Source organism: Rathayibacter sp. PhB151 (assembly GCF_004366415.1).
Lineage (GTDB): Bacteria > Actinomycetota > Actinomycetes > Actinomycetales > Microbacteriaceae > Rathayibacter > Rathayibacter festucae.
In genome coordinates, this window is record NZ_SOEN01000010.1 from 129,655 (window position 1) to 141,180 (window position 11,526).

Below are 11,526 nucleotides of genomic sequence, written 5' to 3' on the forward strand. Positions count from 1 at the left end.
CCCCATGCTGGTCGAGTAGCCCCGCAGGGGCGTATCGAGATCCACCGTCCCCAGCAGGGCGGGCCTGCCGACTCAGCTTCTGACGCTGGCGGATCTCGATACGCCCGCTCCGCGGGCTACTCGATCAGCAAGGACGTGGTGCGGCCGAGCCTGCAGCAGCACCGCGAGCATGCTGGTCGAGTAGCCCCGCAGGGGCGTATCGAGACCCACCGTCCTCAGCAGGGCGGGTCTGCAGACTCAGCTTCTGATGCCGGTGGATCTCGATACGCCCGCTCCGCGCGCTACTCGATCAGCAAGAGAGAGCGCCGCATCAGCCGCGGCCGCGCAGCGCGCCGACGATGGCGACCGTCGCGTAGTGCACGATCAGCGCCGCGATCCCGAAGCAGGCCAGTCCGCCGCTCGCCTCCGACCAGGGGCGGTGTGCGTCGGTCATGCTGCCGGGCATCACGATGTCGAGGGCGAAGAAGCCGACCGCGAGTCCGAAGCAGACGAAGCTGATGACCAGGAGCGCGCGGACCGCCTTGCCGACCGGGTCGTAGTAGCGCGGGTTCGTCATCGTGCCTCCGGTTCTCGTCCCTCGTGTCTATCCGCCCACGCCGCCCCTCGCAACCGCTCGACACCCCGCCCCCTCCTCCCCCCGGACGCACGAAACCCCCGGCCTCCCCCTCCGCGAGATGCCACTTGTGTACGCGACACGCCGTGAAAAGCGTGCACAAGTGGCATCTCGCGGGAGGGACGCCGGGGGCGTCCGCTCACCAGACGGTGCGGGGTCAGGCTGCCAGGGGGAGGGTCGCCTTTGAGGTGACGACGAGGTCGCCGGCGACGGCGTCGACGCGGACGGCGCCGCCGTCGGTCACGTCGCCGGAGACGAACAGGTCGGCGATGCGGTCGTCGACCCAGCGCTGCACCAGGCGGCGGAGCGGCCGGGCGCCGTACTGCGGCTCGTAGCCGTGCTCGGCGAGCCAGTCGACCGCGGCCTCGGTGACCTCGAGCGAGACGTCGCGCGAGGCGAGCCGCGCACGGCTGGCCGCGAGCACCAGCCCGACGATCTCGCGCAGCTGCGCGCGGCCGAGCCGGCGGAACAGCACGATCTCGTCGATCCGGTTGAGGAACTCCGGCCGCATCGCCTCGCGGAGCCGGCCCATCACGCGGTCGTGCAGGTCCTTCTCCGAGGCGAAGCCCTCGGCCGACTCGTCGCTCTGCGCGACGAAGCCGAGCGCACCGGAGCGCGAGGCGAGGAACTCCGACCCCAGGTTCGAGGTCATGATGATCACCGTGTTCCGGAAGTCGACCGTGCGGCCCTGACCGTCGGTCAGGCGACCGTCGTCGAGCACCTGCAGCAGCAGGTTGAAGACGTCCGGGTGGGCCTTCTCGATCTCGTCGAAGAGCACGACCGAGTACGGGTTCCGGCGCACGCGCTCGGTCAGCTGACCGGCCTCGTCGTAGCCGACGTACCCGGGAGGGGAGCCGACCAGTCGCGAGACGGTGTGCCGCTCGCCGAACTCGCTCATGTCGAAGCGGATCACCGACTGCTCGTCGGCGAAGAGCGAGCCCGCGAGGGTGCGGGCCAGCTCGGTCTTGCCGACGCCGGTCGGGCCGAGGAAGAGGAACGAGCCGACGGGCCGCGAGGAGTCGCCCATCCCGGTCCGGCTGCGGCGGACGGCGCGGGCGACCGCGGCGACCGCGGCGTCCTGGCCGATGACGCGCCGGTGCAGCTCGGTCTCGAGCTGCGCGAGCCGGTCGCGCTCCCCCTCGGTCAGCCGCGACACCGGGATGCCGGTGGCACGGGCGACGACCGCGGCGATCTCGGCCTCGCCGACGACCGCCTCCTGCGAGACGGCTCCGCCGGCGGTCGCCGCGTCGAGCGACGCCTGGACCGCGGTGATCTCGTCGCGCAGGCGCGACGCCTCCTCGTAGTGCTCGGCCGAGACGGCCGCGTTCTTGTCGCCCTCGAGGGTGGCGAGCCGCGCGAGCAGCGCGTCGGTGTCGACCCCCGCGCCGAGCTTCAGGCGCAGGCGCGCGCCGGCCTGGTCGATCAGGTCGATCGCCTTGTCGGGCAGCACCCGGTCGGGCAGGTAGCGGGCGGAGAGCTCGACGGAGGCGCGCAGGGCGTCGTCGGTGAAGGCGACGCGGTGGTGCTCCTCGTAGGCGCCGCGGAGGCCGTGCAGGATCGCCACGGCGTCCTCGATGCTCGGCTCGCCGATGCGGACCGGCTGGAAGCGGCGCTCGAGGGCCGGGTCCTTCTCGATGGTGCGGTACTCCTTGAGCGTGGTCGCACCGATCAGATGCAGCTCGCCGCGGGCCAGCCGGGGCTTGAGGATGTTCCCCGCGTCCATGCCGCCCTCGCCCGCGCCACCGGCGCCGACGACGGTGTGCACCTCGTCGATGAAGACGATCAGCTCGCCCGAGTGGGCCGCGATCTCGTCCATCGTCGAGGTGAGGCGCTCCTCGAAGTCGCCGCGGTAGCGGGTGCCCGCGAGCATGGCGGGCAGGTCGAGCGAGACGACGCGCTTGTCGCGCAGCTGCTCCGGGACCTCGCCGGCCACGATCGCGCGGGCCAGGCCCTCGACGACCGCGGTCTTGCCGACGCCGGCCTCGCCGACGAGCACCGGGTTGTTCTTGGTGCGGCGGCTGAGGATCTCGACGGCCTGCTCGATCTCGTCGGAGCGGCCGATCACCGGGTCGAGCCGGCCCTCGCGGGCGAGCTCTGTGAGGTCGGTGCCGAACTTGTCAAGCATCGGGGTCTCGGACGCGGGCGCGCCCTGCTCCGGGACGGGCTGCTCGCCGGCGACGGTCTCGCGCAGGCCCTGGGTGAGCGCCTCCGCGGTCACCCCGGCACGGGCGAGGACCTGCCCGGCGGGCGCGTCCTGACCGAGGACGAGCGCGAAGAACAGGTGCTTGGGGTCGATGTAGGTCGAGCCGCTGGAGCGGGCGACCTGGTAGGAGTGGAAGAGCGCGCGCTGGGCGCTCGGGGTGATGGTCGCCGCGTTCTGTGAGGCCGGAGCCTCGCTCGCCTGCGGCAGGCGCGCCTCCGTGGCGGTCGCGATGGCGCCGGGGTCGACGCCGATGCGGCGGACCGCCTGCGACACGGCCTCGTCGTCGACGAGGACCCGCAGCACGTGCAGGGCGTCGAGCTCGGTCTGGCCGCGCTCGAGGGCGAAGCGTCCTGCGGACTGCAGGATGCTCTGGGTGCGTGCGCTGAGGAAGCGGCTGAGGTCGATGGACCGCGCCGCGCGGGCGCGCTCACCGTCGAGGTAGCGGGCGAGGAAGTCGTCGAACGAGCTCGCTCCGGCCTCGTTGTAGTTGTCGGGCACCAGTCCTCCTGAAAGAGTTGAGTCACTTGCACTCAAGTTCAACGCAGGGGGCCCTCCCCTATTCCCGCCCGCGAGATGCCACTTGTGCACGCCTTCCGCGGCGTGTCGCGTACGCAAGTGGCATCTCGCGGAGAGGGGGCAGACGGAGAGGAGGCACGGGCCCTGTCCGGTCCGTGCCTCCCTGTGCGCCGACGCGCGTTCCTCCGGGGTGGGAGCTCTAGGGGACGATGTGGCCCGCGGCGCGGAACAGCTCGTACCACTCCGGCCGGGTGAGCGGCAGGTCGGAGCCGAGGGCTGCATCGCGCACGCGCTGCTCGTTCGTCGTGCCGAGGACGACCTGCATCTTCGCCGGGTGGCGGGTGATCCAGGCGGTCGCGACGGCGAGGGGCGGGACGTCGTACTGGGCGGCGAGGCGGTCGAGGACCGCGTTCAGCTCGCCGTACTCGGGGTTGTCGAGGAAGACGCCGGTGAAGAAGCCGCTCTGGAACGGCGACCAGGCCTGCACGGTGATGTCGTTGAGGCGGCAGTAGTCGAGGATGCCCGCGTCGCGCATCACCGACTGGTCCTCGGCGATCATGTTCGAGGCCACGCCCTGCGCGATCATCGGCGAGTGCGTGATCGAGAGCTGCAGCTGGTTCGCGACGATCGGCTGGTTCAGCGACTTCTTGAGCAGCTCGATCTGGTACGGCGTCTGGTTGGAGACACCGAAGTGCTTCACCTTGCCGGCGGCGTGCAGCTCGTCGAAGGCGCGGGCGACCTCGTCGGGCTCGACCAGCGCGTCGGGACGGTGCAGCAGGAGCACGTCGATGTAGTCGGTGCGCAGCGCCTTCAGCGAGCCCTCGACCGACTGCATCAGGTGCTCGTAGGAGAAGTCGAAGTACGGGCCGTCGCCGACGATGCCGGCCTTGGTCTGCAGGACGACCTGCTCGCGCTCGGAGGAGGTGAGCGCCAGCGCCTCGGCGAAGCGCTCCTCGCAGCGGTGCAGCTCGCCGCCGTAGACGTCGGCGTGATCGAAGAAGTCGATGCCGGAGTCGCGGGCGGTGCGGACGAGGTCGCGGATGGCGTCGTCGGTCATGTCGGGGATGCGCATGAGGCCGAGGACGACGTTCGGGGAGTCGAGGCCGGAGGCGCCGAGGGGGACGTGCTTCAAGGGAGTGCTCCTTCGTTGGATACCTCGACCACGGTACGGGCGCCGCCTGTGCGCCGTCCAACAGGGGGTGCTGGTGCGATTCATGCGCCGGAGTGGTGAATCGAGCGCCTTGCCGAGGAGACGCCGCGGTGGGAGGCTGCCGCCATGACGATCGAGGTGCGCCCGGCCACCGTCTTGGACGACCTGGCCGCGATGAACGGCCCGAAGCGGCCCGACGCGAGCGTGTGCTGGTGCCTGAGCTACCGGCTGCTCTCCTCCACCGAGAACAACGCCCTCCGCGGCCCGGCGCGCGGCGAGCGGATGCGCGAGCTCGTCGCGCAGGATCCGGCGCCCGGCGTCCTCGCCTACGACGGCGGCGAGGTGGCGGGCTGGGCCGCCGTGCACCGCCGCGCCGACACGAGCGACGCGAAGAACCGGAGGATCCCGCACGTCGACGACCTCGACGTCTGGAGCGTCTGGTGCATCCGCGTCCGCCCCGGCTTCCGCAAGCGCGGGATCTCGCACGCCCTGCTCGCCGGCGCCGTCGACTTCGCCCGCGCGCACGACGCCCCGGCGATCGAGGGCTACCCCGTCGACAACGCCGGCACGAGGGTCGAGCAGACGATGGCGTACGTCGGCACCCGGGCCCTCTTCGAGAGGGCCGGCTTCTCCCACGCGGCCGACACCAGCTCGATGCTGAACGGCTTCCCGCGCGTGCTGATGCGGCTGCCGCTGTGACGCACCACGAAACTCGCCACCGGCTGGACGAGCCCGACGAGCAGTGTTAGCCTCGACGAGTCGTCACGATCGAGAAATTATTCGGGCGATTTGCTGCTTGCAGCAGTAGACCGGCTAGCGCAAAAAGAGGGACGTGAGTCATAGACCCACGCCCCTCTTCTAATTGATCATTCAGGAATCTACAAAGTTGATCTAAGCCGCGGCAACGGCTGGTTCAACAATGTGCCTAAAGGCGCATTCTCCCTTGCGATCAATACAGGGCGGAAATGTGGCACCCTGACTGAAGCGCGTAACTTCGCCGTACTGATCAGCCCACAGTCCTGGTTCAGGTACGCGCTGGCCGGTCTTCCATGTGTCTCCAGGGCCCTTAGGCCGGTGAAGTCCAGTGGTCATTTTAGAAGTATCCAATCTTAGTTGTGAGATTCAAGCTTCGATCAGTCGTGCGAAGGCGGACCTCGCGCACGAGGGGCGGCCTCGCTGACAATTCGTCTAGCGAGGTCGCCCCTCATCTTTTTGCCTTTGCTAGGCGAGCAACGCATGCGCCTAGAAGTCCCAGTCCTCGTCCTCGGTGTTCACGGCCTTGCCGATCACGTAGGAGGAGCCGGAGCCCGAGAAGAAGTCGTGGTTCTCGTCCGCGTTGGGCGAGAGGGCCGACAGGATCGCGGGGTTCACATCGGTGACCTGCTTGGGGAACATCGGCTCGTAGCCGAGGTTCATCAGGGCCTTGTTGGCGTTGTAGTGCAGGAACTTCTTGACGTCCTCGGTCAGGCCGAGCTGGTCGTAGAGGTCCTGGGTGTACTGCGCCTCGTTGTCGTAGAGCTCGTAGAGCAGCGAGAACGTGTAGTCCTTGATCTCGTCGCGCTTGGCCTGGTCGACCAGCTCGAGTCCCTTCTGGAACTTGTAGCCGATGTAGTAGCCGTGCACGGCCTCGTCGCGGATGATCAGGCGCACCAGGTCCGCGGTGTTGGTGAGCTTGGCCCGCGAGGACCAGTACATCGGCAGGTAGAAGCCCGAGTAGAAGAGGAACGACTCCAGCAGCGTGGAGGCGACCTTCCGCTTCAGCGGGTCATCGCCCCGGTAGTAGTCCATGACGATGGACGCCTTCTTCTGCAGGTTCGGGTTCTCGACCGACCAGCGGAACGCCTCGTCGATGTCCTGGGTGTTCGACAGGGTCGAGAACACCGAGGAGTACGACTTCGCGTGCACCGACTCCATGAACGCGATGTTCGTGTAGACGGCCTCCTCGTGCGGGGTGAGCGCATCGGGGATCAGCGAGACGGCGCCAACCGTGCCCTGGATGGTGTCGAGCAGGGTCAGGCCCGTGAACACGCGCATCGTGAGCTGCTGCTCGTCGTGGGTCAGCGTGTTCCACGACTGGATGTCGTTGGACAGCGGGACCTTCTCGGGCAGCCAGAAGTTGCTCGTGAGGCGGTTCCAGACCTCCACGTCCTTGTCGTCCTGGATGCGGTTCCAGTTGATGGCGTCGACGTGGCTGACCAGCTTGAGCTTCTCAGGGGGAGTCATGATCTCTTCTTCGTGCGGGTAGGTCGTTCGAGACTGTCGGGGGATCGACGGGGGACGTTACAGCATGCAGCTGACGCAGCCGTCGACCTCCGTGCCCTCCAGCGCGAGCTGGCGGAGACGGATGTAGTAGATGGTCTTGATGCCCTTGCGCCAGGCGTAGATCTGCGCGCGGTTGATGTCGCGGGTGGTCGCGGTGTCCTTGAAGAACAGCGTGAGCGAGAGGCCCTGGTCGACGTGCTGCGTCGCCGCGGCGTATGTGTCGATGATCTTCTCGTAGCCGATCTCGTACGCGTCCTGGTAGTACTCCAGGTTGTCGTTCGTCATGAATGGCGCCGGGTAGTAGACGCGGCCGAGCTTGCCCTCCTTGCGGATCTCGATCTTCGACGCGATCGGGTGGATCGAGGACGTCGAGTTGTTGATGTACGAGATCGAGCCGGTCGGCGGGACGGCCTGCAGGTTCTGGTTGTAGATGCCGTGCTCCATGACCGAGGCCTTGAGCGCGCGCCAGTCGTCCTGGGTGGGGACGGCGATGCCGGCCTCGGAGAAGAGGCGGGAGACGCGCTCGGTGGCGGGCGCCCACTCCTTCTCGGTGTAGGTGTCGAAGAACTCGCCCGAGGCGTACTTCGAGTCGGCGAAGCCCTCGAAGGTGGTGCCGCGCTCGATGGAGATGCTGTTCGACGCGCGCAGGGCGTGGAAGAGCACCGAGTAGAAGTAGATGTTGGTGAAGTCGATGCCCTCCTCGGATCCGTAGTGGATCCGCTCGCGGGCGAGGTAGCCGTGCAGGTTCATCTGGCCGAGGCCGATGGCGTGCGACTTGTCGTTGCCGTCCTCGATGGAGCGCACCGAGGTGATGTGCGACTGGTCGGACACCGAGGTGAGGCCGCGGATCGCGGTCTCGATGGTGCGGCCGAAGTCGGGCGAGTCCATCGTCAGCGCGATGTTCAGCGAGCCGAGGTTGCAGGAGATGTCCTTGCCGATGCTGTTGTAGGAGAGGTCCTCGTTGTAGGTCGTCGGGGTGTTGACCTGGAGGATCTCGGAGCACAGGTTGGACATGTTGATGCGGCCCTTGATCGGGTTCGCCTTGTTCACCGTGTCCTCGAACACGATGTAGGGGTAGCCCGACTCGAACTGGATCTCCGCGATGGTCTGGAAGAACTCGCGCGCCGAGATCTTGGTCTTCTTGATGCGCGGGTCGTCGACCATCTCGCGGTACTTCTCGGAGATCGAGATGTCGCCGAAGGGCAGGCCGTAGACGCGCTCGACGTCGTACGGGGAGAAGAGGTACATGTCCTCGTTGTTCTTCGCGAGTTCGAACGTGATGTCGGGCACGACGACGCCGAGGGAGAGCGTCTTGATGCGGATCTTCTCGTCGGCGTTCTCGCGCTTGGTGTCGAGGAAGCGCAGGATGTCCGGGTGGTGCGCCGAGAGGTAGACCGCTCCCGCACCCTGACGGGCGCCGAGCTGGTTCGCGTAGCTGAAGCTGTCCTCGAGGAGCTTCATCACGGGGATGATGCCCGAGGACTGGTTCTCGATCTGCTTGATCGGGGCGCCGGCCTCGCGGATGTTGGAGAGCGAGAGGGCGACGCCGCCGCCGCGCTTGGAGAGCTGCAGCGCGGAGTTGATGCCGCGGGCGATCGACTCCATGTTGTCCTCGATGCGGAGGAGGAAGCAGGAGACGAGCTCGCCGCGCTGCGCCTTGCCCGTGTTGAGGAAGGTGGGGGTCGCGGGCTGGAAGCGGCCGGCGACGATCTCCTCGACGAGGGCGATCGCGAGCTTCTCGTCGCCCTGGGCGAGGCCGAGGGCCGACATGACGACGCGGTCCTCGAAGCGCTCGAGGTAGCGCTTCCCGTCGAAGGTCTTCAGCGTGTACGACGTGTAGTACTTGAAGGCGCCGAGGAACGTCGCGAAGCGGAACTTCTTCGAGTAGGCGAGGTCGTTCAGCTCCTGGATGAAGTCGAACGAGTACTGGTCGAGGACGGCCTTCTCGTAGTACTCCTTCTCGACCAGGTAGTCGAGGCGCTCCTTGAGGGAGTGGAAGAAGACGGTGTTCTGGTTGACGTGCTGCAGGAAGTACTCGCGCGCCGCCTCGCGGTCCTTGTCGAACTGGATCTCCCCGTTCGGGCCGTACAGGTTCAGCATCGCGTTGAGCGAGTGGTAGTCCATCTGCGCGGCGTCCCGGGGGGCGTCGATCACTGCTGCGTCCAAAACGAGTCCAATCCTTCGTCGACGGCGCGGACGTCGTCGGGTGTGCCGAATACTTCGAAACGGTAGAGATGCGGCACCTCGCACTTGCGGGCGATGATGTCGCCGGCGAGGCAGTAGGCCTCGCCGAAGTTGGTGTTGCCGGCGCCGATGACGCCGCGGAGCAGGGCGCGGTTGCGCGGGACGTTCAGGAAGCGGATGACCTGCTTGGGGACCGCTCCCCCGCCGTTGCCCCCGCCGTAGGTAGGGAGCACGAGCACGTACGGCTCGTCGACGTGGAGCGTGTCGACCGCGGCGCCGTCCCGCCGGGAGTGCAGGGGGATCTGCTGCGCGGGCCGCCCGAGCTTCTGCATGAAGCGGTGGGTGTTGCCCGAGCTGCTCGAGAAGTACACGAGTCCGCTCATCGCGCGCCTCCCCCGTCCTTCCGTCGTCCGCCCTCGCGGGCGCTTGCGGACCCGCTCCCGCGGATCCTCCGCCGGCCCGGGGCAGAACCTGCGCACCCGGACCGGCGAAGCTGTGTGCTCTGCTCCTGCCGCCGCATCACCGTCGGCACCTGCTCTGAGGCGGCTGGACGGTGAGCTGCAAGGCGGAGGAGGAAGCCGTAGCGGCGCTACGGCGCCTGACGACAACGCCGCAGATCGCCGTTCAGACGGCTCAGAGGGCGGAGATCTTGTCGGGGCGGAAGCCGGACCAGTGATCGTCGTCCGTGATGACGACCGGCGCCTGGAGGTAGCCGAGGGCCTTGACGGCGTCGAGGGCCTTCTCGTCGACGGAGAGGTCGAAGATCTCGTAGTCGATGCCCTTGCTGTCGAGGGCCCGGTAGGTCGCGGTGCACTGCACGCAGGAGGGCTTGGTGTAGACCGTCACAGCCATGGGTGTCGTCCTTTCGGAAGGAGGTGTCCCGAGGGCCGGATCCGGTGCCGCGCCGGGGGTCCGGGCGGGCGGGGAGGCGGTCGTGGGGAGTTCTGATGTGGAGTGGTGCGGGGCGCTCGGAGACCGAGCGGCGGTGCCGATGGGCCTCTCGGCCCGACCTGCTCAGCAATACTACATATAGTGGGCGGCCCGGCGGCAGCCCACTAGGAGTAGTAGTTACATCCGTGTAGTTATCCACCGGTCCTCCCCCGATCCATCCACAGGCCGGGGCCCGCGGACCCGCGGAAGGACGCGGATCTTCTGGAGTTATCCACCGCTGTGGACAGTCGCGATCCGTTCCCTGGGTACAACGCTCCCCGGCGTGTCGGCATGCCCGACATGCGGGTGCCGGGACGCACGCCGACCACTACATCTAGGGGTCGGGGTGCTGCGAGATCCATGGCTCGACGCTACGGCCGACCACCGACACCCGCGGGTGCGGACGGACGCCGTCGGAGTGGCCGCGGCGGGTCGCCACGCAGCCGTCACGCACCGCCCCGAGCACTCGGGCAGCCGCACCGGCAGGGCCGACACCGCCGTCACGCGCCGTCAGGACGCGCGGCGCGCCAGCTCCGCCGCGACGGCCCGCAGGTGCGGCAGCGGATCGGCGATGGCCGCCGCCGCCGACCCCGCCGCCTCGGTGAGCGAGCCCGCCGCGGCGAACGCGGTGGTCGGCGCCTGGATCGCCCCGGCGACCAGCATCGTGCGGGCGCCCGCCGCCTCCGCCAGCCCGAGCAGGTAGGAGGGGACCTTGCCCGCCATCGACTGCGCGTCGAAGCGCCCCTCACCGGTGAGGACCACGTCCGCACCCGCGACAAGCGCCGGGAGCCCGAGCGCCTCGCCGACCGCGGCCGAGCCGGGAGCCAGCCGCGCGCCCCAGGCGAGCAGGCCGAAGCCGGTGCCGCCGGCCGCGCCGGTGCCCGCCTCCTCCGGGTCCGCGTCGAGGTGCGCGGCGAGGTGGCGCAGGCCGTCGTCGAGACGGAGGACGTCGTCGAGGCTCGCGCCCTTCTGCGGTCCGAAGACGTGCGCGGCCCCCGAGTCGCCGAGCAGCGGGTTCGTGACGTCGCTGAGGATCCGCGCGCCGCCGGCGGGGACGGGGCGCAGCGCGTGCCGGTCGACGACCGCGAGCTCGTGCAGCGCGCCGCCGCCGTCGCCGAGCTCGTGCCCGGCCACCGTGAGGAAGCGCGCGCCGAGCTCGCGCAGCGCCCCGACGCCGCCGTCGGTGGACGAGCTGCCGCCGATCGCGAGCAGCAGCGCCTGCGCGCCGGCGTCGAGCGCGGCGGCGATCGCCCGGCCGAAGCCGCGGGTGTGCGCGGTGAGCGGGCGCAGCGGCTCGAGCAGCGTGATGCCGCTCGCGGAGGCGAGCTCGACGACCGCGGTTCCGTCCGGCAGCAGCAGCCAGGCCGTCTCGACGGGGCGGTCGTCGGGCCCGACCACGGTGAGCGCGTGGCGCTGCGCCTCCGGCACCGCGACCGCGAACGCGTCGACCGTGCCCTCGCCGCCGTCGGCCATCGGCGCGAGCACCAGCTCGTCGTCCGGCCGCTCGCCGCGCCAGCCCTCGGCGAGCGCCTCCGCCACCTCGACGGCGGTCGCCGACCCCTTGAAGGAGTCGGGCGCGATGATCACTCTCTGGGCTCCGCTGCTCATGCGCTCCAGTCTGGCAGCGGTGCGCTCATGGGTCGGCCTGTGGAGAACTCGAGCGGGGAG

The 11,526-nt window shown here is 69.0% G+C and carries 9 protein-coding genes; 1 reads left to right on the plus strand and 8 read right to left on the minus strand.

The window, feature by feature from the left end; translation table 11 throughout:
• Positions 1 to 310: 310 nt before the first annotated feature.
• The 3 genes from EDF35_RS17570 to EDF35_RS17580 form a co-directional block, all read right to left on the minus strand.
• Entirely contained in the window at positions 311 to 556 is a 246-nt protein-coding gene (locus EDF35_RS17570; RefSeq protein WP_123447765.1) for a hypothetical protein, read from the minus strand.
• A gap of 214 nt (positions 557 to 770) precedes the next feature.
• Positions 771 to 3,314 (minus strand): ATP-dependent Clp protease ATP-binding subunit, encoded by a 2,544-nt coding sequence (locus EDF35_RS17575; protein WP_133963278.1) that lies wholly within the window; start codon positions 3,312 to 3,314, stop codon positions 771 to 773.
• 217 nt (positions 3,315 to 3,531) lie between these two features.
• Complete coding sequence (locus EDF35_RS17580; RefSeq protein ID WP_260303443.1) at positions 3,532 to 4,464, minus strand: aldo/keto reductase; 933 nt, start codon at positions 4,462 to 4,464, stop codon at positions 3,532 to 3,534.
• Positions 4,465 to 4,608: 144 nt separating this feature from the next.
• Here EDF35_RS17580 and EDF35_RS17585 point away from each other — a divergent pair, with 144 nt between their 5' ends.
• Positions 4,609 to 5,181 (plus strand): GNAT family N-acetyltransferase, encoded by a 573-nt coding sequence (locus EDF35_RS17585; RefSeq protein WP_133963279.1) that lies wholly within the window; start codon positions 4,609 to 4,611, stop codon positions 5,179 to 5,181.
• 543 nt (positions 5,182 to 5,724) lie between these two features.
• Here the strand turns inward: EDF35_RS17585 and nrdF are convergent.
• From nrdF to EDF35_RS17610, 5 genes are all read right to left on the minus strand, one after another.
• Positions 5,725 to 6,705 (minus strand): class 1b ribonucleoside-diphosphate reductase subunit beta, encoded by a 981-nt coding sequence (gene nrdF / locus EDF35_RS17590; protein ID WP_123447769.1) that lies wholly within the window; start codon positions 6,703 to 6,705, stop codon positions 5,725 to 5,727.
• 57 nt (positions 6,706 to 6,762) lie between these two features.
• Positions 6,763 to 8,868 (minus strand): class 1b ribonucleoside-diphosphate reductase subunit alpha, encoded by a 2,106-nt coding sequence (nrdE, locus tag EDF35_RS17595; protein ID WP_123447869.1) that lies wholly within the window; start codon positions 8,866 to 8,868, stop codon positions 6,763 to 6,765.
• A 26-nt stretch (positions 8,869 to 8,894) separates the two neighbouring features.
• Positions 8,895 to 9,311: a class Ib ribonucleoside-diphosphate reductase assembly flavoprotein NrdI gene (gene nrdI, locus EDF35_RS17600; RefSeq protein WP_123447770.1), complete on the minus strand. Its 417-nt coding sequence runs from the start codon at positions 9,309 to 9,311 to the stop codon at positions 8,895 to 8,897.
• Positions 9,312 to 9,561: 250 nt separating this feature from the next.
• The gene (gene nrdH, locus EDF35_RS17605; protein ID WP_123447771.1) at positions 9,562 to 9,780 is read right to left on the minus strand and encodes a glutaredoxin-like protein NrdH; all 219 of its coding nucleotides are present in this window, start codon (positions 9,778 to 9,780) and stop codon (positions 9,562 to 9,564) included.
• A 588-nt stretch (positions 9,781 to 10,368) separates the two neighbouring features.
• Positions 10,369 to 11,466, minus strand: a complete 1,098-nt coding sequence (locus tag EDF35_RS17610; protein WP_133963280.1) for a glycerate kinase — start codon at positions 11,464 to 11,466, stop codon at positions 10,369 to 10,371.
• Between the last annotated feature and the right edge of the window lie 60 nt (positions 11,467 to 11,526).

What these genes read in the sequence shown, in the direction of transcription:
- EDF35_RS17570 (WP_123447765.1), bottom strand. Translation starts at nt 556, where the DNA reads ATGACGAACCCGCGCTACTACGACCCGGTCGGCAAGGCGGTCCGCGCG.
- EDF35_RS17585 (WP_133963279.1), top strand. Translation starts at nt 4,609, where the DNA reads ATGACGATCGAGGTGCGCCCGGCCACCGTCTTGGACGACCTGGCCGCG.
- nrdF (WP_123447769.1), bottom strand. Translation starts at nt 6,705, where the DNA reads ATGACTCCCCCTGAGAAGCTCAAGCTGGTCAGCCACGTCGACGCCATC.
- nrdE (WP_123447869.1), bottom strand. Translation starts at nt 8,868, where the DNA reads ATGGACTACCACTCGCTCAACGCGATGCTGAACCTGTACGGCCCGAAC.
- nrdI (WP_123447770.1), bottom strand. Translation starts at nt 9,311, where the DNA reads ATGAGCGGACTCGTGTACTTCTCGAGCAGCTCGGGCAACACCCACCGC.
- nrdH (WP_123447771.1), bottom strand. Translation starts at nt 9,780, where the DNA reads ATGGCTGTGACGGTCTACACCAAGCCCTCCTGCGTGCAGTGCACCGCG.
- EDF35_RS17610 (WP_133963280.1), bottom strand. Translation starts at nt 11,466, where the DNA reads ATGAGCAGCGGAGCCCAGAGAGTGATCATCGCGCCCGACTCCTTCAAG.